21 protein-coding genes are annotated in these 21,575 nt (G+C 63.9%); 10 read left to right on the forward strand and 11 right to left on the reverse strand.

The genetic code is table 11. From position 1 onward, the window contains the following. Positions 1–44 precede the first annotated feature (44 nt). Positions 45–1,037 (reverse strand): 2Fe-2S iron-sulfur cluster-binding protein, encoded by a 993-nt coding sequence (locus MWU77_RS13135; RefSeq protein WP_247273898.1) that lies wholly within the window; start codon positions 1,035–1,037, stop codon positions 45–47. A 1-nt stretch (position 1,038) separates the two neighbouring features. Then, on the reverse strand, positions 1,039–2,250 hold the full coding sequence (locus tag MWU77_RS13140) for a cytochrome P450 (protein ID WP_169689484.1): 1,212 nt from the start codon (positions 2,248–2,250) through the stop codon (positions 1,039–1,041). Between the two features lie 154 nt (positions 2,251–2,404). On the opposite strand from MWU77_RS13140, the gene MWU77_RS13145 reads away from it, so the two are divergent. The 3 genes from MWU77_RS13145 (at position 2,405) to MWU77_RS13155 (ending at position 3,986) form a co-directional block, all read left to right on the forward strand. Beyond that, complete coding sequence (locus tag MWU77_RS13145) at positions 2,405–3,340, forward strand: AraC family transcriptional regulator (RefSeq protein WP_374229877.1); 936 nt, start codon at positions 2,405–2,407, stop codon at positions 3,338–3,340. Between the two features lie 122 nt (positions 3,341–3,462). Further along, positions 3,463–3,723 carry a type II toxin-antitoxin system Phd/YefM family antitoxin gene (locus tag MWU77_RS13150; RefSeq protein ID WP_169689486.1) on the forward strand — a complete coding sequence of 87 codons (261 nt, stop codon included), beginning with the start codon at positions 3,463–3,465 and terminating at the stop codon, positions 3,721–3,723. Positions 3,724–3,725: 2 nt separating this feature from the next. Then, the gene (locus tag MWU77_RS13155; protein WP_169689487.1) at positions 3,726–3,986 is read left to right on the forward strand and encodes a Txe/YoeB family addiction module toxin; all 261 of its coding nucleotides are present in this window, start codon (positions 3,726–3,728) and stop codon (positions 3,984–3,986) included. A gap of 6 nt (positions 3,987–3,992) precedes the next feature. On the opposite strand, the gene MWU77_RS13160 is transcribed toward MWU77_RS13155, so the two are convergent. The 3 genes from MWU77_RS13160 to MWU77_RS13170 all read right to left on the reverse strand — a co-directional run bounded on the left by MWU77_RS13160 (position 3,993) and on the right by MWU77_RS13170 (position 6,803). After that, positions 3,993–4,484, reverse strand: coding sequence for a hypothetical protein (locus MWU77_RS13160; RefSeq protein WP_247273899.1), 492 nt, complete (start codon positions 4,482–4,484; stop codon positions 3,993–3,995). A 95-nt stretch (positions 4,485–4,579) separates the two neighbouring features. Continuing rightward, positions 4,580–6,190, reverse strand: coding sequence for a 4-hydroxyphenylacetate 3-hydroxylase family protein (locus MWU77_RS13165; protein ID WP_247273900.1), 1,611 nt, complete (start codon positions 6,188–6,190; stop codon positions 4,580–4,582). 49 nt (positions 6,191–6,239) lie between these two features. Next, a complete protein-coding gene (locus MWU77_RS13170; RefSeq protein WP_169689490.1) occupies positions 6,240–6,803 on the reverse strand; it encodes a flavin reductase family protein in 564 nt (187 codons plus the stop codon). 201 nt (positions 6,804–7,004) lie between these two features. On the opposite strand from MWU77_RS13170, the gene MWU77_RS13175 reads away from it, so the two are divergent. Continuing rightward, a complete protein-coding gene (locus MWU77_RS13175; protein WP_169689491.1) occupies positions 7,005–7,940 on the forward strand; it encodes an AraC family transcriptional regulator in 936 nt (311 codons plus the stop codon). A gap of 34 nt (positions 7,941–7,974) precedes the next feature. Here the strand turns inward: MWU77_RS13175 and MWU77_RS13180 are convergent, their stop codons facing one another. Then, complete coding sequence (locus MWU77_RS13180) at positions 7,975–8,772, reverse strand: IclR family transcriptional regulator C-terminal domain-containing protein (RefSeq protein ID WP_169689492.1); 798 nt, start codon at positions 8,770–8,772, stop codon at positions 7,975–7,977. 204 nt (positions 8,773–8,976) lie between these two features. Here MWU77_RS13180 and catA point away from each other — a divergent pair, with 204 nt between their 5' ends. From catA to catC, 3 genes are all read left to right on the forward strand, one after another. Then, positions 8,977–9,828 (forward strand): catechol 1,2-dioxygenase, encoded by an 852-nt coding sequence (gene catA / locus MWU77_RS13185; protein WP_169689493.1) that lies wholly within the window; start codon positions 8,977–8,979, stop codon positions 9,826–9,828. Between the two features lie 111 nt (positions 9,829–9,939). Continuing rightward, positions 9,940–11,067 carry a muconate/chloromuconate family cycloisomerase gene (locus tag MWU77_RS13190; RefSeq protein WP_247273901.1) on the forward strand — a complete coding sequence of 376 codons (1,128 nt, stop codon included), beginning with the start codon at positions 9,940–9,942 and terminating at the stop codon, positions 11,065–11,067. Between the two features lie 27 nt (positions 11,068–11,094). Beyond that, positions 11,095–11,379, forward strand: a complete 285-nt coding sequence (gene catC, locus MWU77_RS13195; protein WP_247273902.1) for a muconolactone Delta-isomerase — start codon at positions 11,095–11,097, stop codon at positions 11,377–11,379. A 28-nt stretch (positions 11,380–11,407) separates the two neighbouring features. Here catC and MWU77_RS13200 read toward each other — a convergent pair whose 3' ends face one another. Next, complete coding sequence (locus MWU77_RS13200) at positions 11,408–12,211, reverse strand: class I SAM-dependent methyltransferase (protein ID WP_169689496.1); 804 nt, start codon at positions 12,209–12,211, stop codon at positions 11,408–11,410. Further along, on the reverse strand, positions 12,208–13,788 hold the full coding sequence (locus MWU77_RS13205; protein ID WP_247274122.1) for an AMP-binding protein: 1,581 nt from the start codon (positions 13,786–13,788) through the stop codon (positions 12,208–12,210). Before MWU77_RS13205 ends, MWU77_RS13200 begins: the two co-directional genes overlap by 4 nt. A 1,072-nt stretch (positions 13,789–14,860) precedes the next feature. On the opposite strand from MWU77_RS13205, the gene MWU77_RS13210 reads away from it, so the two are divergent. Beyond that, a complete protein-coding gene (locus MWU77_RS13210) occupies positions 14,861–15,775 on the forward strand; it encodes a universal stress protein (RefSeq protein WP_247273903.1) in 915 nt (304 codons plus the stop codon). Positions 15,776–15,792: 17 nt separating this feature from the next. Here MWU77_RS13210 and MWU77_RS13215 read toward each other — a convergent pair whose 3' ends face one another. Next, on the reverse strand, positions 15,793–17,184 hold the full coding sequence (locus tag MWU77_RS13215; protein ID WP_247273904.1) for a sodium/glutamate symporter: 1,392 nt from the start codon (positions 17,182–17,184) through the stop codon (positions 15,793–15,795). 215 nt (positions 17,185–17,399) lie between these two features. Between MWU77_RS13215 and MWU77_RS13220 the strand changes: the two genes are divergently transcribed. Next, entirely contained in the window at positions 17,400–18,536 is a 1,137-nt protein-coding gene (locus tag MWU77_RS13220; protein ID WP_247273905.1) for an alkaline phosphatase family protein, read from the forward strand. 106 nt (positions 18,537–18,642) lie between these two features. Next, positions 18,643–19,626 carry an alpha/beta hydrolase gene (locus MWU77_RS13225; RefSeq protein ID WP_247273906.1) on the forward strand — a complete coding sequence of 328 codons (984 nt, stop codon included), beginning with the start codon at positions 18,643–18,645 and terminating at the stop codon, positions 19,624–19,626. Positions 19,627–19,630: 4 nt separating this feature from the next. On the opposite strand, the gene ygiD is transcribed toward MWU77_RS13225, so the two are convergent. Both ygiD and MWU77_RS13235 read right to left on the reverse strand, forming a co-directional pair. After that, a complete protein-coding gene (ygiD, locus tag MWU77_RS13230) occupies positions 19,631–20,488 on the reverse strand; it encodes a 4,5-DOPA dioxygenase extradiol (RefSeq protein WP_308198796.1) in 858 nt (285 codons plus the stop codon). 9 nt (positions 20,489–20,497) lie between these two features. Beyond that, complete coding sequence (locus tag MWU77_RS13235) at positions 20,498–21,346, reverse strand: alpha/beta hydrolase (RefSeq protein ID WP_247273907.1); 849 nt, start codon at positions 21,344–21,346, stop codon at positions 20,498–20,500. Positions 21,347–21,575: the final 229 nt, after the last annotated feature.

The following is a 21,575-nucleotide window of genomic DNA, read 5'->3' on the forward strand; positions in this document are numbered from 1 at the left end:
GAGCTGCATGAAGGTGACATTCGGCCCATTCGGGGCGCGGGACCTTACCCGGCTGCGGTGAACTTCTCGCGCCGGATCCGGCGCGGGGACATCCTGCGCCGTTTGAACGACTTCACCGCGGCTTCGACGAACTTCTCCGACCCACAGATGTAGCCGGTGAACTCCTTCGCAGAGCTGACATCCTTCACGAAGGCATCGGTGACGTAGCCTTCCCGGTCGCCTCCGTTCTCACGGCTTACGCAGGTGACGTATCGCAGGCCCGGGTGCTTGTCCTCGAGCTCGCGGAAGAAGTCGGCGTCGTACACATCGGCGCAGGTCCGAATCCCATGGTAAAGCAGGATCTCCCGTTCCGGGTCGAGTGCGAGCGCATGACGGATGATGCCCTTGAGCGGTGCGAGGCCGGTGCCGCCGCCGAGCAGCGCCATCGGGCCGGTGGCGTCCTCATCGAACGTGAAGTCGCCGTACGGGCCGGTGATGTCGATCCGATCGCCTACCTCGACCGTGCCGAACAGCCACTCGGAGGCCACGCCACCCGGCTGCCGACGCACATGCAGTTCGAGCAGCTTCGGTTCTGTCGGAGGGTTCGCGAGGGAGTATTGACGCTTCGCCGAACTTCCTGGGACGGTGACCTCCACGTACTGTCCGGCCGAGAACGTGAGCGGTTCGTCGAGAGTCAACAGCACCCGCCGTGTGTCGTCGGCGATGTCTCGTACTTCGGAGACCGTGGCGACGAAGTCGCGCAGCGCGTGAGTGGTCGCGACCTCGTCGGCGGCAGGGGGGTCGATCGACGTGTCGCTGCACGGTGTGGCCTGGCACGCGAGTGCGTAGCCGTCGGATCGCTCGGCCTGCGAAAGGGTGCCCTCGGGCGAGTTCCGGTGATCGACCGACCCGGAGTGCACCTTGACCCTGCACGTGCCGCACGTTCCCTGATTGCACGAGTTGGGCATCCACACTCCGCTGCGCAGGAACGCGTCGAGAATCGGTTGCTCAGGGCCACAGTCGACCGACGTCGTGCCGGTGGTGACGGTGTACGACATGTCAAACCTCCCAGGTTGCGTGCAGTGAGGTGGGGCCGCGGAAGCCCCAGCCCCAGAACTCGACGTCTGCACCGGTGTCGCGTTCGAGGTTGGGGATGGTTTCGAGCAATTCCTCCAAGCCGATACGACAGACGTGGTTCGCGAAGTAGATGCCGGCGCACGCGTGGTTGCCGGTGCCGAACGCGAGATGCGGAAGCGGCGGTCGGGTCATGTCGTACTCGGTGGGTGCCTCGAAAGTGTCGGTGTCGTGGTTGGCCGATCCGTACGAGAGGATGACCACCGACCCCTCGGCGATCTCGATTCCGGACACCACGGTGTCGCGTTTGGCGATTCGGGCGGTGCCGGACCAGATCGGCGACGTCCAGCGCATTCCCTCGGCGATGGCCCGGGGAATCAGGTCGGGTTCGTCGACGATGGCCTCGAACTGTTCCGGGCGGGTGAACAGTCCGGCCAGCGTCGACGACATGGCGTGCCCCGGTTCCTGCATGGCACCGAGGAGGAAGACGTAGAGAGTCGGGTAGATGTAGTCGCGGTCGCGGGTCTGTCCCTCGGGCATGCCGTCGTGCAGCCAGTGCGAGATGGCGCTGTCGTCCGGATGCTCGATCCAATGGTCGATCAGAGGATCGACGATCGACTGGATCTCGGCCTTTGCGGCGTCACCCTCGTCGAACCGTTTCTGATCGGTGAAGTTGCCGTCGGCGTCGACGGCGGCATTGGTGAACGAGTCGGACAGCTTGTGGAACCATTCGCGAAGTTTGTCCGAGCTGACGTCCTTCAGACCGAGCAGATCTCCGAGTGCGCGGACACTGACGGGTTCGCAGTATTGAGTGACGAGGTCGGCCTTGCCGTCCGTTTCGAACTCTTCGAGGTAGCGCTGAGCGATCGGTCGGACGAGGTCCTCTACCCAGCGGTCCACTTCGCTGGGCTGCAGCGCAGGCTCGACCATCGATCGCAGATCCTTGTGGATATCACCGTTGACTCCGATGATCGCCGGATGCCCGAAGGTGCGGCCACCGGCCGGAGTGATGATTCCTTCGAAGTCGTCGCTGTTCGCGATCGTGTGGCACGCGTGCGTCGTCGACGCGACGAATGCCCCCAGCACGGGTACGAATGCGACAGGAGCTTCGGCCCGAAGGCGCTCGTAGATCGGGTACGGGTTTCGCTCGAGCTGGGCCATGGTGACTTCGTCGATCCAGGAGAGAGTGCTCGTCATGTGATGCTCCTCGGGTGGGTCGTGGGGCCCTGTCGCTCGGGCCTTCCGTACGCTGTGATGAGGACCATATGATTCAGATCACTTCGCTTCTACACCGATTGCGCGGAGTCGATACGCATCGCGCGGAAAGTCGCCGAGCAGGAGTCGGGAGGTGATTGAGGTGGCAGAGTTCGAGGACTGGGAGGATGTCTCCCGAGTGGTCGCCGACGTGTACTTCCCGCACGAATTGACCGTCATGTCCGGCGCCGAGCGACCCGAATTGCATTTGTCGTCGGTGGATTTCGGTCCGGTGATGATCGGCAGGCTCGCGTGGGGCGTCGATGTGGCGATCGAGTGCGAGTATCCCGGAGCGTACGAGATCAACATTCCGCTCGCGGGCACCCTGGAATCCAGGGGTGAGGGCGGTGAGGTCGTCTCCGGGCCGGGGCAGGCCACCGTGTTCAGTGCGGATACTCCGAATCGGATCACGCGTTGGGACGCAACATGTTCCGTTCTGGGCGTCAAGTTCGACCGCGATCATCTCGAGCGAGAGGCCGACCGCATTCTGGGCGCCCCCTTGCGGTCCCGGCTCGTTCTGCCTGATCAGATCGATCTGACCGGCTCGGCCGGTGATTGGCGCCGCCTGGTTGCCTCATTGTCGGATCAGCTCTCAGAAGGCGCAGGTTCGCTTGCCAACCCCCTCGTGTCGCAGCAACTCGCGGGTGCCGTCACGACCGCGTTCGTGTTGGCGGTGGCACCTCCGAGCGAAGATGCCGCCCCGGCGGCTAGGCCGGGGATGGTCCGACGTGTCCTCGACGCGTTGCACGACGATCCGTCACGTCCATGGACCGCGGCCGATATGGCCGAGATTGCAGGCACCAGCGTGCGGCGGATGCAGGAGACGTTCGCCGACTATGTGGGAAGCAGCCCGTCCGCGACCTTGCTCGACATCAGATTGGACCGCGCGCACGCAGAACTCGCGGCCGGTGGCTCCGGCGTCACGGTGACCGACGTTGCGTTCCGGTGGGGTTTCAGCAGCCCCGCCCGATTCGCGGCGGCGTTCAAGAAGCGGTACGGGATGACGCCGAGTCAAGCGTTGCGCGACTCCTGACAGCAGGACTGCGTCATCCGAGCCGATCGCGGACGTCTCGGCGGAATCGGTGCCGATGTGTCGTGGTCATTGCTGCCATGTCCGATAAGACGTACAATTTTCCGTACAGTTAGGAGGTTGTCATGAGGACCATGAGTTACAGCGAGTCCCGTGCTCGTTACGCCGAAGTTCTGGATTCGGTGGTGAATGACCGCGAGGAAATCGTGATCACCCGATCGGGCCACGAGCCCGTGGTGATCGTGTCGCTGGCGGATTTCGAGTCGCTTCGCGAGACCGCCTACCTGATGCGTTCACCGGCAAATGCGCGACGCCTGCTCGACGCGATGGAGCGACTCGAAGCCGGAGAGGGTCAGCCGCACGAGCTGATCGACGGTGACGACTGACGATGCGGTTGGTGTGGGATGTCAACGCCTGGGAGGACTACCTCTGGTGGCAGACTCAGGACCGTAAGGTGTTGAAGCGCATCAACTCTCTTGTGCAGGACATCCTACGAAACGGAAACGCCGGCATCGGCAAACCGGAGCCGCTGAAGCACGACTTCGCCGGGTACTGGTCCAGGCGAATCACCGACGAACACCGTCTTGTCTACAAGGTCGCCGACACCGAGGTGCGTATTGCGGCGTGCCGGTATCACTACGGGCGCTGACACGTTCTATCCGATCCACATGGCCGGGATCGGCCGGTCGAAGGACAACTCGGGAAAGTCGTCATCGGCGACCGGTGTCCGCAACCGCCGCTCCGAGTAGTCGTGGCCGTGCGTGCGCATGTACTCGATGCACGCCACCGTGTAACCGAGGGAATCGATCCGGTCGGTGCCGACCGGGCGGAACAGGTTGGGAAATCCGTGCGCGGTCACGGCTGCAGGATCGATGGCGGTGTCCTCACGCCCCTGCAGGTGGATCGTGCCGTCGCCATCGATCACGAACTTGGCGCGGGCGATGACGAAGCTTCCTACGTGGAATTCCCAGCGATTGTCGATGTCGTCGTATGTGGCCGAGGTTACGCTGACCAGCTCGCAGACCGACAGATATAAGTCGTCACGAAGGCGGTCCGCCGCACGCCGGCAAGCGAAGGAGCGCCCGAGTATCACGGCGTCGAACTCCGGGATAGGGGCAGGGGCACCGGAATTCGAAGCGGCGGACATCTCGGACGCTCCTTCGCGTGGGGTGGATGGTTGGGTACCGCGCGCAGGCGGGTAGGTGGGGGTCGTCCGCCTGCGCGCGGTGGTGTGGGGTGTCGTTACTTGTAGAACGCGGAGACGTCGGCGTTGCCGACCAGGTCGGGCACGGTCCAGCCGTCGAGGTCGTACTCGCTCATGAACTGCTCGGCGAAGCCCTTCATGGAAGCCACATCACCGCGGGTCTCGGCTGCGAACAGCAGTTCGGCCTTGACGTTCTCGTGGTTGCCTGCGTAGTTCCGCTCGTACAGCTCGTGACGACCACCGAATTCGGATCCGATCGAATCCCACAGAGCCTTCATGACCTTGACACGGTCGACCGCCTGGATGCCGTCGGATCCACGAACGTACTTGTCCAGGTACGGGCGTACGTCGGGGTTCTTGAAGTCGGCGGCGGACGAGGGCAGGTAGATCAGGCCCGAGGCAACGTCCTGCTCGATGATCTCCTTGATGCGCGGGTAGCCCTGCATCGCGAACATCCGGTACGTCAGGCCGTATTCGAGCCTCGGGATGACGGTGTCGCCGATCCACGGTTCGGGATTGTTGACCATGGAGTCGGTCAGCGACCAGAACAGGTTGCGCCAGCCGATGACCTCACCGACGCGGGTCTGTACTCCTCGGAATCCGCCGGCGCCGGTGGCGTCGAGGGCCTTCATGAGCAGACCGGCGATGAAGTCGAGTTTCACGGCGAGGCGGGTGCAGCCCTGCAGGGTGAAGCGCTGGAGGAAGCCGGAACCCGGCAGGAACTGGTTGATCTTCTCGACGTCCCCGTACATGAAGACGTTCTCCCACGGGACGAGGACCTTGTCGAAGATGAAGATGGCGTCGTTCTCGTCCATGCGGCTCGACAGCGGGTAGTCGAACGGCGAGCCGACGATGTTGGCGTTCTCTGAATAGGAGGCGCGGGAGATCAGTTTGATGCCGGGTGCATCCATCGGCACCGTGCAGATCAGCGCGAATTCCTTCTTCTTGATCGGCAGGCCGTAGTGGGCGATGAAGTTGTAGTTGGTGATGGCCGAGCCGGTCGCGACGACTTTCGCTCCGGAGACGATGAGGCCGGCGTCGGTCTCCTTCTCGACCTTCATGAACACGTCGCCGACCTGGTCCGGGGGCAGCTGGCGGTCGACCGGCGGGTTGATGATCGCGTGGTTCCAGTACAGCACCTTCTCCTGCGATTCCCGGTACCAGCGCTTCGCGTTGTCCTGGAACGGGTTGTAGAACTCGTCGTTTGCGCCGAGGGTGCCGAGGAAGGACGCCTTGTAGTCGGGGGAGCGGCCCATCCAGCCGTAGGTCAGGCGTGCCCAGGTGGCGATGGCATCGCGGTCCTTGACCAGGTCGGCAGAGGATTTCGGGGTGCGGAAGAACGGCATCGTGACGCCGCCGTTGCCGGTGTCGGTGGGGGTGGTGAGCGTGTCGACGTGCTCGCCGGTGTGCAGCGCGTCGTAGAGGCGCGCGGTCATCCGGATGGAGTTTCGGAACGCCGGGTGGTTCGTGAAGTCCTTGACCTTCTCGCCGTGCAGGAAGATCTCGCGGCCGTCGTCGATCGAGGCGATGTACTCGTCGCCGGTCATGGGGCGGGTTGCGAAATTCTTCGTCCGGTTCGCTTCGCACTCTGCGGCGACATTGACCTTGGAGCGGTCGAGGGTGTCCGGGCGCGGTTCGGTGGTGGTCATGGAATTTCTCCTAGTCCGGTGGGGCAGGGATTCGCTGTGTCAGTGGTGGTCAGGCCGGGGATGTGGCCAGGTGAAGCGGGGTGAACTTCGTCTGGGCGTCGAACCATCCGCTGTGCGGATCGTCCAGGCAGCCGTTCCAGGCCGCAGACGCGCTGGGGGCGCCGAGGTCGTGGAAGGTGCTGCGGAAGAAGAGGAGGGGATCGACGTCGCGGCTCGAGGCATCGACGATCTCGCCGATGTAGATGATGTGGTCACCGCCGTCGTATTCGCGCCACGGGATGCACGAAATCGTCGCGGCGGTACCGGCGAGGACCGGTGCGGTGGGGCCGTCCTCCCATGTCGGCTCGGGTGACTGCGGCCTGCCTGCGAAGTGCATCGCGGTGTCGACCTGGTCGGCGGCGAGGACGTTCACGGCGAACGGTGCACCCGACAGGAACCCGCACGCCTTCGAGGTGCGAGTCAAGGTGACCTGGCACAGTCGCGGCTCGAGCGACACTGCGGTGAACGCGGTGACAGTGGCGCCGTGCGGTTCGCCGTCCCGGTTGGCGCAGGTGATGACGGTGACGCCACTTGCGAACTGTCCGAAGATGTTTCGCAGGTCTCGCTGTTCCATGTCTGCGTCCTCCCTGTCCGGTTCGATCTGGTGTGACACAGACCATATGGACACCGGAAGGGATGTGCGATCCAGTGAGCGCGGTCACTATCCACCTGGCGCGGCGGGTAGGTATAAAGTCCTTGTTTGCCAGGGGACGTGTCCCTGATCACACTGGAATCAAGGTCCCCGGTATCCGAAAACGCGAGGGTGGATCACAGAATGGCAGAGGATTCGACTCGACACCCGTCCGACTGGGACGAGGTGGAAGAGGTGGTGTCGCATGCGTACTTCTCGCATGACCTCACCCCCCTCGAGAAGGTCGAACCTCGCCTGAACCTGCGCACATTGCCTTTGGGGCCGATCCGGTTGGCCCGGATCGGCTGGGGTGCCGAGGCGTCGGTGCACAGTTCGCACCCGGGCGCCTATGCCGTGAACATTCCCTTGTCGGGCACGATCGAGTCGATCGCCAGTGGCGTCGAGACCGCATCCGGGGTGGGGCAGGCAACCGTCTTCGAACCGGACATCGACGCGACGATCCGTCGGTGGAGTGGCGACTGCGAGATCGTCGGGGTCAAGCTCGAACGCGACTACCTGCACCGAGAGATGGCCCGCATCCTCGGGCGCCCCGACCTGCACCTTCCCCCTCAGGTCGACCTGTCGACCGACGCGGGGCAGAGTTGGATGGCGTTACTGCGTTCGGTCATCGAGCAGCTCAAATCCGACGAATCCCTCTGGCACAACCCACTGGTGTCCGATCAACTCTCCGGCGCCCTGACCTCGTCGTTCATTCTCGCGGTGATGCCCGACGACGCCGATCCGACGGGAGGTGCGCGGCCTCGGATCATCAAGCGGGTCCTCGACCGGGTGCACGACGATCCGTCGTTGCCCTGGACGTCAGCGGACATGGCGGAGGTCGCCGGGGTGAGTGTGCGTCGTCTGCAAGAGGGCTTCCGGGAGTACCTCGGTGTCTGCCCCCGCGACTACCTGCTCGATCTGCGGTTGTCGCGCATCCACGAGGAACTCTCCGCGGGATCCGGTAGCAATCTGTCGGTGACGGATGTGGCGTTGAAATGGGGGATCACACACACCGGGCGGTTCTCTGCGGCGTACAAACGCAAGTACGGACTAGCGCCCTCCGCCACGCTGCGTTCCTGAAAACGATGGGCGCCTGATTCGGTATCGGTACTGGTCAGCGGTGTCGGTAGCCGAGTTCTGCGCTCAATGTCTCGGCGCAGTCCACCACGCGTTTGGCGCATAGATCCCGGAAGGAATCGAGGGTGTGGCGTCCCGTCGACGTCGAACACGCGAGCACGCCCACTGCATGGCCGGCGGGGTCGAACACGGGTGCCGCGAGCGAGATCAAGCCGTCTTCGAGCTCGGCGGATGCCATCGCGTAACCCTGGCTGCGGACCTCCGCAAGTTCGACGCGGAAGGCGTCGGCGTTGTCGATGGTGGTGGGCGTGAGTTTCTCGAACCGGGTCTCTGCGATCACGGTGTCGAGCTGTTCGCGTGGTGACCAGGCGAGCAACGCGCGACCCATCGACGTTGCGTATGCGGGTACGCGAGTGCCGACCGAGACGTTGATGCTCATGATCCGTCGCACCGGTACGCGGGCCGCGTACACGACCTCGGTCCCGTCGAGTACGCCGAGCGACGCCGATTCGTGCGTATGGTCGGCGATCTCCACCAATTTGGGCAGCGCGGAATCCACAAGGGTGTGCGAGGCCGTGTAGTGCTGCCCTATGCTCAGGACTCGCGGAGTCAGTGACCAGCGCGTTCCGGTCGATGTGACGTAACCGAGCCGCTGCAGTGTCAACAGGATTCGACGCACCGCCGGCCGCGACAGATCGGTCTTGGTCGCAACCTCGGCCAAGGTCGGTTTCGGATCCTTGTCGTCGAAGGCGTGCAATACCGCAAAACCACGCTCGATGCTCTGAACGAAATCGCGGTCGTTACTCCGGCTGTTGCCTAGGTCGGTGCTCGGCATTGCATCTCCTACCTGCGGGACTCGTCGATGTTGCCTCATTCGGTGTTGACAAGCGATGTGACAACACGCACAGTATGTGGTGTACGCATTGCGATCCACAAGTACGCACAGCGTACTTCGTCGGTTCGAAGCCCTGGAACCGACCGGACCAATGCTTTTGCCAACCGCTTTCCACACCGTTCTCAGCCCCGACGAGGAGAGTCCATGACCACCACCGAGAACCCCACCGCTCACGGTTCCGGCAACGCCGCCACCGACAAGTTCAAGTCCGAGCGGGCATCGTCCGACACGTCCGTCGAGCGTGCGGCCGCGATCTACAAGGACGTGCTCGAGGCCCTCGCCGGCGTCGTCCACAAACACGAGGTGACGTACGACGAGTACCGGGTGCTCAAGCAGTGGATGATCGATGTCGGCGAGTACGGCGAGTGGCCGCTGTGGCTGGACGTCTTCGTCGAGCACGAGGTCGAGGAAGTGCACTACAACCGCAAGCACTTCACCGGCACCAAGGGATCCATCGAAGGCCCCTACTATGTGCCGAACGCTCCGAAGCTGCCGTCGAAGTGCACCATGCCGATGCGCGAGAAGGACAAGGTCGCGCCTCCGCTGATCTTCAAGGGCAAGGTGACCGACCTCGAAGGCAACGGCATCGCCGGCGCCACCGTCGAACTGTGGCACGCGGACGAGGACGGCTACTACTCGCAGTTCGCCCCCGACATCCCCGAGTGGAACCTGCGCGGCACCATCGAGGCCGACGACGACGGCAACTACGAGATCACCACCCTCAAGCCGGCTCCGTACCAGATTCCGAACGACGGCCCGACCGGCTGGTTCATCAAGTCGTACGGTGGCCACCCGTGGCGTCCCGCCCACCTGCACCTGCTGGTGTCGGCCCCGGGCAAGCGTGCCGTCACCACTCAGCTCTACTTCAAGGGCGGTGAGTGGGTCGAGAACGACGTCGCGACCGCAACCAAGCCGGAGCTGATCCTGGATCCGCAGACGAACGCCGACGGCATCGCAGAGGTGACGTACAACTTCGCTCTCGATCCCGAAGCGTGATCCACATCTGATCTCGAATGCCGGTGTCCCACAGGGGCGCCGGCATTCGCCGCGAGTGCACCTGCACAGTATCGACCGTCACACCCAGAACTGATTGTGAGCTGACCGAAGATGTCCGACCCCGACCTGGCGATCGTCTCCGTCGAATCGACGATCGTCGACGTGCCCCTGATTCGTCCGCACAAGTTCGCGACCACGACATCGGAAGTGCAACCGATCCTCTTCGTCGCCGTTACCACTGCCGGCGGAGTCACCGGCTACGGCGAAGGCGTCGTGCCCGGAGGCCCGTGGTGGGGAGGCGAATCCGTCGAGACGATGAAGCAGATCGTCGATCGCTACATCGGTCCCTACATCATCGGTCGTGGTGTCGACGAGATCAGCGGCGTGATGCTCGACATCGAACGGATCGTCGCGAACGCGCGTTTCGCGAAGGCTGCGGTCGATGTGGCGATGCATGACGCGTGGGGCCGCAGCCTCGGCGTGCCGGTCGCATCACTGCTCGGTGGCGCGTTCCGCACCGGAGTCGACGTACGCTGGGCGCTCGGCGCGGCGCCTCTCGAGGAGATCGTCGAAGAGGTCACCCACAAGATGGAGCAGCGCCTCAACTTCTCGTTCAAGCTCAAGATGGGTGCGCTCGATCCCGTCGTCGACACCGACCGCGTGGTGAAGATCGTGGAGGCGTTCGACGGCAAGGTCGGATTCAGCATCGATGTGAACGCGCGCTGGGATCGTTTCACCGCGCTGCGTCACGTACCGCAGCTCGTCGACGGTGGTGTGGAACTCATCGAGCAGCCGACCCCGGCCGACCAGCTCGATGTCCTCGCCGAGATCAACCGCCGCGTCTCGGCCCCCGTCATGGCCGACGAATCCGTCCAGACCCCGCACGACGCATACGAGGTCGCCAAGCTCGCCGCGGCCGACGTCATCGCCCTCAAGACCACCAAGTGCGGTGGTCTGCAGCGCAGCAAGGAAGTGGTCGCGGTCGCCAAGGCCGCTGGTCTGCGCTGCCACGGCGCGACGTCCATCGAAGGCCCGATCGGTACCGCCGCGTCCATCCATTTCGCATGCTCCGAGCCCGGGATCAACTACGGCACCGAGCTGTTCGGTCCTCAGCTGTTCGCGGTCGAGCTGCTGAAGAAGCCCCTCGAATACTCCGATGGCCAGGTGCACCTGCCGGAGGGCCCCGGCCTCGGTGTCGAACTCGACATGGACGTCGTCAAGAAGTACGCGCGAGACTGAACCCACACTCGAAGAAGGAGAAAACCCATGGCACTGTTCCACGTTCGGATGGACGTCAACATTCCCCGCGACCTCGACCCCGAGGTGCGCGCCGAGACGATCGCCAAGGAGAAGGCCTACAGTCAGGAACTCCAGCGGGCCGGTCAGTGGCCCGAGATCTGGCGCATCGTCGGAAAGTACAGCAACATCTCCATCTTCGACGTGGACTCGGCCGACGAGCTGCACGAGATCCTGTTCAACCTGCCGCTGTTCCCGTACATGGACATCGAGGTCATGGCGCTGACGAAGCACGGGTCGGACGTCAAGGACTGACTCGACCGCCGCGGTCGGAGTAGTGACGTCACCGCCCTGCGGCGATCCGGCGGGTCGGTTGTGATCGCTGTTTGATCGCAACGACAGTCTGGTAGTGATCGCGCACCGATGAGCCCGGAAGTGACCTGACCGATGTGAATCCGCATGCGTCGAGTGCATCTCGCAGAGTGTTCAGATCGAGAAGATAAGACGATCGCGCGAACCGGTAGTTTCGATGTCCCACGGTCATCGCGACATCCCAATGCCGGATGCGGGTCTCGTGGTCGGTGGAGATCTCTTCGATGACGGTTACCGGTCGTCCCGCAGGGCAGAACCCCTGATGCTCGAGAACAGAGGGGGAAGTGTCCGGCCGAGCGGACGGCAGATCCACCAGAAGTGCGCCGCCGGGACGGAGGGCGCCTGCCATACCTGCCACATGGGTGATCACGCGACCGGGGTCGAACTCGAGCGCTGAGTCGGAATCCCACGTGTCGGCGTATGCGAGGGAGTTTCCGCGGCACATCACCATGTCGAACACCTCGGGAAACATCCGGCCGAGGTCTTCCCAGCGAGCGCAGATCGCATCGTTGGAAAGCCCTGCCTCGGTGCAGTTGTGTCGAAATCGGTCGAGCATCTCGGTGCTTCCGTCGGAACATACGAGGGAATAGCCCAACTCCAGGAGCCTGATGGTCCCGAACCCCGTTCCGACAGCGCAATCGAGGACAGGCCCGTTCAATCCGATTGTGTCGAATGCCGCGATCGATTGTGCGACAAAGCGATTCTCGTCGGCGCAGACATTCAGATAGATATCGATGACCTCGGCCGGATGATCCACGGCGAATGTGTTTGTCACGAGCACCCCGACGCGGTGATCTGCCTGACCAGCCTAGTCACAGCATCGCGGTCGATCTTGCTGTTGTGGCGAGGATCTGTTGGCAACGCGCCGGGCAACTGTAGCGGTGTGGGGCCGGGAAAATGCAAGCGCTGTGCGAGGATGGACATGGTGCCGATGTCGACGGCTGACGGATCCTCGTCATGAGGAAAGACATAAAAGAGCCGGTCCGCATCGGCATCGTAGACCACAGCACTGAGTGCAAACCCTGTCACCATGTTCCACATCTGCTCGAGTGCGTCGGGGTAGATGGGCCCATGCGGGGAGTCGACCACATCCCTGTTCCTGCACAGGTACCAGACAAGCCCGGAGTCGTCGATATATCCATGATCTCCAGTGCGGTGCCATATTTCGCCCGTTGGGGAATCCCGCAACTTCGATGCGGCCACGGCATCGTCACGGCGATGATAGGTTCTGACCACCCGCGGTCCCGCAACGATGATCTCACCTGCGACGCCGGTGTCGAGACTTGCAGTTGTCACGTCGAAATTCGCGCCCTTCGACGACGGGGAGATGATGCGGACTTGCATCTCCTCGGTTGGACGACCGAGCGGTGTCCCCTTGCCGTTCCAGGTTTTCAACTGCGACAGGTAGATGTGTTCGTCGGCGCCGACGACAGTGATCGGCATCAACGCTTCGGTGCTTGCATACGGGACGACCACGTCTGTCGGATCGAGTGCGGCGCGCATTCGTTCGATCAACCGGACGCCGATCGCTGAGCCGGCGGTCGCGGCCCGACGAAGTTTCGGAGCAGGCAGACTGTGGCGTTGTATATGGGTGACGAGGCGGTGCCATACGAGAGGCGAGGCGAAGAGATAGTCGCTGCCCGAGCCGGCCAGTTGGCGATAGAACGCGTCGATATCGAGATGAGCCGGCTGAGCGGTGGATAGGTCAGGTAATACGACTCGGCGACCGATCGCCAGAGATACCAAGGCCAGGTGAGGGAAAAGACAGAATTCTGAGCGAATGTCATTGTCGCCGTAGTACCGCATCTGAGAGGAGAGCTCGCGGGAGGTCCAGGGTACTCCTTTGGGAATCCCTGTGGTGCCGCTGGTGTAGAGCATCAGGACGGTGTCGTTCACACTCCACGCGCGCTGTTCCCAGGGTTGTTTCTTGCTGGTAGAGTCGCTGTCGCCCGCGTCGAAAATGGTGTGGTCGGGTGGCCATATGGAGCCGCGGTACAGTCCTCGCGCCGGATCGGGAATCGACGATACCCATACTGCAGCATCGAGATCAGCCAAACAGGGGGCGAGTGACTCCAGAGGCTGATTGGGGTCGACGAATGCGGGAACAGCACCGAGTATTGCTGCGCCGTAACAGTATGCGATAAGTTCGGAGCCGAGCGGCAGCGTCATCACCACGTGTTGCCCTGGTCGTGCGCCGGAACGGTACAGGTGCATCGCTGCCGATTCGGCGGCGAGCCACAGGTTTGAGAACGAGCGCTGCGTCGACGTCCGGAAGTCTGTTACCGCCGTGTGCTCGGGTCGGTTGTCGCGCTGTGCTCGTAGGCCGTCGACGAGGACATTTCCGTACGGCACAGATGATTCGGATGTATTCAAGTTTCCCCCCGCCCGCCGGCCCGGCGGGCTTGTCTTGACTGGCGCAGTGCCTGGGCAGATGTCGGGCTGCCTGCTGAGTCCAATTCCCCTGATAGTGACCTGGCGGGTTTCCCCCTCCCGCCGGTTTCCGGTCGATCTTGATTGATGCCCGAATGGTTGTCAAGCCGAACAGCCTGAGAGTGGGGATGGATAGGACGCCTTGCGGGCGGCTGCGCCAAACCGTACGGAGACCCTGCGGGTCCCTGTGCTTGCCTTCGGCCCCTTCCCCAACGCTGCCCGGTCGCCATACCCCGATAGACCATCTCGGCCAACGCATCTGGCCCCACGTCGGAAGTGACGTGCGGCTTACGCTGGACCCGGTCGTTCGTGTCGACCCTCACGAGCGGGTGCTCCACCGCCAGAATGGAGACGAAGGTACTGGCGCCCAGTCGGTTTCACGCACGGGAATGGCACCCCTGCGCGCAGCGTCGATGCACTGACGTCGGACCTCGGGTGATGAGCGACGAATGCCCGACGTGCCGCGGCTACCGGAACGGCCCGCGTACACGTCGAAGCGAAACACCTCGAGCCCCTCGATGGATGTGGCGAGAGGCTCGTGAAGTCAGGACGTCAGTGAAGACCCCGGTGGGGCGAGAAGGAGGGAATCGGCGTCGAAGGCCGAACCATGAGAAGCGCCCCCTGGGGGCGTGTGGATAGACTCCACCCTACGGTGCATGACAGCTTCCGATCTGTCGTGTGCCCAGACCCCGGTTCGGTGTTGGTAGCACCAGCCGGGGTCGACCTGTTTTCAGGTCGGTGCAGGGATAGTCCCACGTGCGACGATGCCCGTCAACTCGAACATTTGTTTGTTTGCGTAGGTATCCGCGGTGGGTGTGTGCCTCAGCAGTGCTGACGCAGCTCGACGCGCCGGGCGAAGTAAGTGATTTCTGTGTCTGAACGGATCTGACGAAGGAAGAGCGGCGGACAGATACTGTCGTCTCATGTCGTGGTTCGCGCCACGAGCCACGGCACGTGGGTGGCCTGCTGCCGAAACGAGATGGAGATACCGTTCATGAACGCCGGAACGCACATCGTGGTCGGGCTCGACGGGTCCGACACTTCACTGGGCGCTGCGAAGTGGGCCATTGCGGTAGCCGAAAAGCTAAGTCAGCCACTGCACCTCGTGCATTCCGCGCCGAGCCCTGCCCGCACGTCCGATGACGACTTATCGCAACAGTTGATCGACAGCCTCGCCGCTGAGGGGGTCGAGGTGCTCTCCTCTGCGGTCGCCGCCGTCCGCGAATACGCACCCGGCAGTCGCCTGATGACGGTACTCGGCGACGAACCCGCTGCGACAGCGCTGCTCACTGCCGCGAAGGGCGCCACCATGGTTGTGCTCGGAGCGACGGGCCGAGGGACCGTCGAGCGTTGGTTGCTCGGATCGACCGCGGTGCGGGTGGTCAACCACGCTGAATGCCCGGTCGTCGTCTGGCGAGGCGACCCCGCCGATCCCGGGCCCGATACGAGCCCTTTCGTGGTCGGGCTCGACGGCAGCGCTACGTCTACCGCCGCCGCCGAGTTTGCGTTCACATTCGCCGACCTGCTCGGTGTACCCATCACCGCGGTTCGATCCTGGACCGATGAGTACGCGATCGGCGCCGCCAGACCCGAAACGCTGCGCCCGTCGGGCCCTACGTCTCTGCTCGTGGACTGGGATGCTGTCGCCCGCACGGAGGAGACAAGGCTTACCGAGATCCTTGCACCCTTCCGACGTCGCTTCCCTGACGTGCCTGTAGATGCGGTGTCGGCCCGCGGTTCGGCACCGCGGGAACTGCTGCGAGCCCTCGACGACGCCCAATTGGCCGTCGTGGGGAGTCGCGGCCGCGGCCGCATCGCAGCGGCATTGCTCGGCTCGACAAGTCAGAATCTGCTGCATCGTGCGGACAGGACTGTCATCGTCTACCGCGATACGGGCGAAGTGTCCTGACCGCGTGGTGCGGGTCGTCAGCTACCTCCAGAACGGGCGGGTGTCTTCCGTCGCATACCCCACACGCCGATCACCGCAACTGCGACCACGCTGATGGCAGTGAACAACGGCAGTCCGATCGAGGTGATCAGCGGAACGGACAGTGCGGTGAGCAGCCCGCCGCCGAGAAACGGCTCGTACGGCAGCTGCTTGTATCCGTAGGCGTTCGCTGTGGCAGTCCGGCGCTGGGGATCCACCATGTCGGCGAGCACGAAACCGGTGGCCACGTTGCCCTGGGATTGCCCGAAATCGGCGATCGCATGCTCGAACCAGTGCGTGCGGTGGAATCGTCGTCCCAGCCACACCAGAGACACCACGCTCCACCCGACCCCGATGAAGGTGAACACGACGATCGCCGGGATGTTGGATCCGATCGTTGCCAACGACATTGTGCCGATGGCACACACGAGCAGGATGTCGAGGGCAATCGAGGAGATTCCCTCCACGGCGCGCTTGTCGACCCGATGTGCGTGCCCGGTCTTGGTCACCAGCCACTGAACGAGGAACCCACCGATCACGGCGACCGGGAACAGCGGCATCTTGTCGAGAATGTCCGACCCCAGCGCAGAGACCAAGGCCCTCGCCGACCACAGGATTCCCACCGACAGGAGTATTGCGACACCGATCAGCGCGAACGCGAGTGTCGTCGGGTGGAGACCGGTGTCCGTGGACGGTTTCTCGTCGATCGGTGCGACGTGGATGTCGTCGACGTCGTAGCGCTCATCGGATCCGAACTGTTCGTCGCGCACCACCGTGACCTTCGGGCTGCGGACCGCCCACCGAACGAGCACCGAGCCACCGACGATGCCCGTCACCATGCTGATCGTCGCCAGCCCCAGCCCGATGTCGACGAGTTCGGGGATCCCGGTGTCGTCGAAGAGCTGACCCATGCCGGCGATCGTTCCGTGACCGCCTGCGAACGACATTTCGAGTAGGGAGCCTGCCTCGGCGGGTAGCCCGAACACAGGCTGGAGCAGCACGATGACGGCCAGACCGCCGAGGGCGAACTGTCCGAACGACAGGAATGCGCCGAAGAGGGCGTGTGGCGCGGCGGCGTCCCACAGTTGCCGAGGCTTCGGGAGCGTCTTTCCGATCATGATCGCGCCGAACACGACGTTGATCATCAGTCCGGGGATCACCCGCCAGACCTCGATGACGGATTCGGGGATCAGGCCGCTGGTGCCGGTGAGTTCGCCGAGCACCTGTGGGCCGAGCAGCAACACGGCGAACCCCGCGACGACACTCGCCGGTATGAAGAGCGCGCTGAGCGCGCGCACCCGACTTCGCACGAACCACGCGAACACCAGTACGGCACCGAGGATCACCAGCGACACCCCCACGATCTGTGCCTCGCTCAGCTGCTCGAACATTCCGTCCCCTCCCTGCGCGGCGCCGGCCATCGGCCATGGGAAATGACCGTACTGGGAGTCGGTCCTCGAGAGGGGATCAATGATGTTGCCGTGCAGATAGTTATCCGAGCGGGAGGGCTTGGGCCGGATAGGTGTCGTCGAGAGAGGTGCCGGCAGAGAAGGGAGCTGTCGAGCGAGTACTGACGGCATGCGGGAGCTCGGGCCATACTCGGGGTATGAGCCTGCCGCTGCGCGACGTGTACGACGAACCCACTCTCGCCGACCTCCTGCCGTCGGTGCTCGCCTCCGCGGGTGTTGCCGGTGAGATGAACCGCCTCGGACTTGCCGAGTGCTCCCGGACCGTCGTCCTGCTCGTCGACGGTATGGGGTGGGAGCTACTGCAACGGAACAGGAAGGCAGCCCCGTTCCTCACCTCGGCCCCCGGACACTCGATCCGCGCCGGGTTCCCTACCACAACCGCGGTGAGCATCGCGTCGCTCGGCACCGGCCTTCCGTCGGGCCGCCACGGCATCACCGGCTACCAGTCGTACGTCGACGAGATCGAAGCACCCGTCAACTGGTTGCGCTGGACACTCGCGGGCACCGCCATCGACAAGCGCGACGAACTGGTCCCCGAGGACGTGCAACCGCACCCGACTGCGTTCGAGCGCGGCACTGATGCGGGGATCGCCGTCACCACCGTCGTGCCGAGGCATTTCGACGGCAGCGGCCTGACCCGCGCGGTTCTGCGCGGCGGCACGTTCGTCGGTGTCTCCGCCTACGGTGATCTCCTCGCGCGCGTAGTGTCGGCGATCGGAGCCGACGAACGCAGCCTCGTCTACTGCTACCTCGGCGAGGTCGACACGCTCGGCCACGTGTACGGGCCGGAATCGGATGCGTGGCTCGCGCAGCTCACCGTCGTCGACCGGTTCGTCGAGCAACTCGCCGCTGCGCTGCCCCGCGACGCGCGTCTGCTCGTCACCGCAGACCACGGCATGATCGATGCCTCCAGAGGGCGTCGCGTCGACTTCGACCACACTTCGGGACTGGGTGAGGAGGTGAGCGTCATCGCCGGTGAACCTCGCTGCCGGCACGTCTACACCGACAGCGTCGGCAAGGTGCTCGAACGCTGGCGGAACGAACTCGGCGACGACATGTGGGTCGGCACCCGCGACGACGTGCTCGCCGCCGGCTTGTTCGGCCCCGAACCCACGCCGTCGCTCGTCGGACGCATAGGCGACATCGTCGCGATCGGGAGGGGGGAGTCGTCCGTCATCCGTACGGACGGTGAGCGAGTGATGTCGGAATTGCCCGGACAACATGGTGCACTCACCGACGACGAACTATTCGTGCCACTGCTACGTCTTCAGTGACCAGCGGGGGTCTTCAGTGGGAGCCGAGTGTGGTGAACCGCAAAACGGGTCGCGACGTGGGCAACGTCGCGTACCCGCAATCCGATTTGTCACATAGTGTGTGCACATGAGCTTCAGAGCTTCTGTGACCTGGCATGATCGGACGAGTCGGATCGCGCTGATCCTTCTATGGATCGTCCGGATCCTCGTCAAGCCGATTCTGAGCATCTGGCCGAGCAACGACTTCGGTATCGGCCTTCTCGGCAGGCTCTCGTGGGTGGTCGACAAGGTCACCCCCAGGCCCCGATCGGTGGAGATCGTCGACACCGATCTCGGCGGAGTGCCCGGCGAGTGCATCATCTCTCCCAAACCCGTCGACGATCCTCTCGAGGACGCCACCATCCTGTACTTCCACGGCGGCGGTTTCATCTTCTGTGGGCCGTCGACGCACCGGCAGCTGTGCGTGCAACTCGCGCTCGATTCGGGGGCGCCCGTGTACTCGATGGACTACCGGCAGGTCCCGGCGGTTCCCATTGCAGGATCGGTCCACGACGCAATGAACGCGTACACCGCACTGCTCGAGACTGCCGTCGATCCCACCCGGATCATCGTGGGCGGCGACTCGGCCGGTGGGTATCTCGCCGTCAAGGTCGCGGAGATCGCCGCCCGCCGCGGCCTCCAGCGACCGGCCGCCGTCATCGGTTACTCGCCGCTGTTGAGCCTCGACCTCGACGACTCCGGTCACGACCTCGAGTACATGAAGAAGGATGCCTACCTGCCGATCGAGGCGCTCGAAAAGCTGCGCCCGCGCTGGCTGGCGGGGCAGGAAGCGATCGAGGGCGAGATGAACCCTGTCGACGCCGACCCCGACCTCTTCCCGCCGATGTTCCTGTGTGCAGCCGAATTCGAACTCACCCGGCCCGACGTCGAGGACATGACCGAGCGCCTCGCAGAGGCGGGAAACGTGGTGGAGACGCACCTGTGGCGCGAACAGATCCACGCGTGGCCGGTCCTCGCGCGCGCATTGCCCGAGGCGATGGACCTCATCGGGCTGAGCATCCGATTCGCGCGGCGTGCCATCGTCGCCGTAGACAATGGACGCGCCGCCTGATCTGTCACAGGTTGGTGTTGAGTGGATCCGTCGAATCGGGAATTCCGGCACTGTGGTCGTCGCTGCCGGGAATCGAAAGATGCTGAGCGCCGGCGGTGTACGACGTCATGGACAACGACCCGTAGTTCACCCCGGTGACGAGGGTGTCGGGCTGTTCTCCGGCGGCGGCGAGCAGACCTGCGAAATGCATCATCGGAATGAAGTGATCCGGTGTCGGAACAGCTTTCGCGAAATCGGCATGCTCGGCCAACGACGGTGCGTCGCCCGGTCGCTCGCGAAGTAGTTCGCCGGCGGCTTCGTCGAACCGCTTCGCCCAATCGAAGCCCTCGTTCGGTTCACCTGCATCCAGCATGCGGAGGTTGTGCACGATATTGCCGCTGCCGACGATCAGAACACCCGAATCCCTCAGCGCCGCGAGTTTCGCGCCGAGTTCCAAATGGTACTCGAGAGGCTTGAATGCGTTGAGGCTCAGCTGGACCACCGGTACGTCCGCGTTGGGAAACATATGGGTGAGCACAGACCACGTGCCGTGGTCGATGCCCCATGAATCGACGTCGCCACCCACCCATTTCGGACGGGCCAGGTCGGCGATCTCCTCTGTCAGCTCGGGCAGTCCGGGTGCGGGATATTCGACATCGAACAACTCCTGCGGGAATCCGAAGAAGTCGTGGATCGTGCGCGGCGACGGCATAGCCGTCACGGCTGTGGCATTGATGAACCAATGAGCCGAGATCGACAGGATCGCACGCGGCGTCGGCACTGACTTCCCGAACGCGGCCCAGGCCTGCGTGTACCGGTTCGATTCGAGAGCGTTGAGCGGGCTGCCGTGGCCGATGAACGCCACCGGCATGTGCGGGGTCATGAAAGTCACTTACCTTTCCGGAGAGATGCGAGGACGCAACCACTCGACGAGCTCTCCGAGCACCCGGTCGTTCTCGGGCTCATTGAACACCTCGTGGAACAACCCGTCGTAAAGCTTCAGAGTCAGATCTCGCGAGCCCGCGCGGTCGGCGATGAGCTGAGCACCTGCGGGGTCGGCCAGCGTGTCCGCGGTGCCGTGCAGCACCAGCACCGGCAACGTGAGCGACGGCAAACGCTGAGGCAGGCTCTGCTCGTTGTCGATCAGGACGCGCGCGATCCCGGCGGGAACCAATCCGTGGTGCACGAGCGGATCGGCCTGGTACGCCGCGACGACCGCGGGATCCCGCGACACGGCATTGCTGTCGAGTTTCTGCACCGGCAGATCGGGGAGCAACCGGCCGATCACCTTGCCGATCTCCACGACGATGCCCGGCGTCCCGGACGTCACGATCACCGCCGGTCCGGACAGCGCAAGCGCCGTCAGACGATCCTGGTGGTCGAGCGCATACGCCAACGCGATAGCTCCACCCATCGAATGGCCGAGCAGGAAGACCGGCAGGCCCGGATACGCCTGCGTTGCGATATCGACCAGCGAATCGAGGTCGTCGGTGAAATCCGACATCTCCCGTGCGTGCAGTCGTTTGCCGCCCGAGCGGCCGTGGCCGCGGTGGTCGGGAGCGAACACGACCAGCCCCAGCTCGGTAAGGCGCTGCGCGACGTGATCGTAGCGGCGTGCATGCTCACCGAGTCCGTGCGTGAGAACCAGCACGCCTGCGATCTCGGCGTTGTCGGGCGACCACAGGTCGTACACGATCCGAGTGTCGTTGCCTCCGTTGAACGAGGACTCGGTGTGCTGCATGGGCATCTCCTACCGGCTGGTCGACGTGCTGTCCTCGCATCCTTGCACGTGTACCAGGTGCGGTCTTGTAAGTAAGCCGAGACCAGAGGAATCTCGATGCGCGGCGCCACGACGGTGCGTAATTCGATTGACACGGTGCAGGACGGACGTACCCTGGACGACGTGATTCAAGCGCTTCTTTTCAACTGACGACGTAAGCCCCGCGACCCGTGATGTAGCTGGGCGGGGC

The organism is Rhodococcus sp. F64268, from assembly GCF_023015605.1.
In the GTDB taxonomy this organism is placed as follows: domain Bacteria; phylum Actinomycetota; class Actinomycetes; order Mycobacteriales; family Mycobacteriaceae; genus Rhodococcus.

Coding starts and splice junctions, on each gene's coding strand:
- MWU77_RS13135 (WP_247273898.1), bottom strand. CDS start 1,037: ATGTCGTACACCGTCACCACCGGCACGACGTCGGTCGACTGTGGCCCT.
- MWU77_RS13140 (WP_169689484.1), bottom strand. CDS start 2,250: ATGACGAGCACTCTCTCCTGGATCGACGAAGTCACCATGGCCCAGCTC.
- MWU77_RS13150 (WP_169689486.1), top strand. CDS start 3,463: ATGAGGACCATGAGTTACAGCGAGTCCCGTGCTCGTTACGCCGAAGTT.
- MWU77_RS13155 (WP_169689487.1), top strand. CDS start 3,726: ATGCGGTTGGTGTGGGATGTCAACGCCTGGGAGGACTACCTCTGGTGG.
- MWU77_RS13160 (WP_247273899.1), bottom strand. CDS start 4,484: ATGTCCGCCGCTTCGAATTCCGGTGCCCCTGCCCCTATCCCGGAGTTC.
- MWU77_RS13165 (WP_247273900.1), bottom strand. CDS start 6,190: ATGACCACCACCGAACCGCGCCCGGACACCCTCGACCGCTCCAAGGTC.
- MWU77_RS13170 (WP_169689490.1), bottom strand. CDS start 6,803: ATGGAACAGCGAGACCTGCGAAACATCTTCGGACAGTTCGCAAGTGGC.
- MWU77_RS13175 (WP_169689491.1), top strand. CDS start 7,005: ATGGCAGAGGATTCGACTCGACACCCGTCCGACTGGGACGAGGTGGAA.
- MWU77_RS13180 (WP_169689492.1), bottom strand. CDS start 8,772: ATGCCGAGCACCGACCTAGGCAACAGCCGGAGTAACGACCGCGATTTC.
- catA (WP_169689493.1), top strand. CDS start 8,977: ATGACCACCACCGAGAACCCCACCGCTCACGGTTCCGGCAACGCCGCC.
- MWU77_RS13190 (WP_247273901.1), top strand. CDS start 9,940: ATGTCCGACCCCGACCTGGCGATCGTCTCCGTCGAATCGACGATCGTC.
- catC (WP_247273902.1), top strand. CDS start 11,095: ATGGCACTGTTCCACGTTCGGATGGACGTCAACATTCCCCGCGACCTC.
- MWU77_RS13210 (WP_247273903.1), top strand. CDS start 14,861: ATGAACGCCGGAACGCACATCGTGGTCGGGCTCGACGGGTCCGACACT.
- MWU77_RS13215 (WP_247273904.1), bottom strand. CDS start 17,184: ATGTTCGAGCAGCTGAGCGAGGCACAGATCGTGGGGGTGTCGCTGGTG.
- MWU77_RS13220 (WP_247273905.1), top strand. CDS start 17,400: ATGAGCCTGCCGCTGCGCGACGTGTACGACGAACCCACTCTCGCCGAC.
- MWU77_RS13225 (WP_247273906.1), top strand. CDS start 18,643: ATGAGCTTCAGAGCTTCTGTGACCTGGCATGATCGGACGAGTCGGATC.
- ygiD (WP_308198796.1), bottom strand. CDS start 20,488: ATGACCCCGCACATGCCGGTGGCGTTCATCGGCCACGGCAGCCCGCTC.
- MWU77_RS13235 (WP_247273907.1), bottom strand. CDS start 21,346: ATGCAGCACACCGAGTCCTCGTTCAACGGAGGCAACGACACTCGGATC.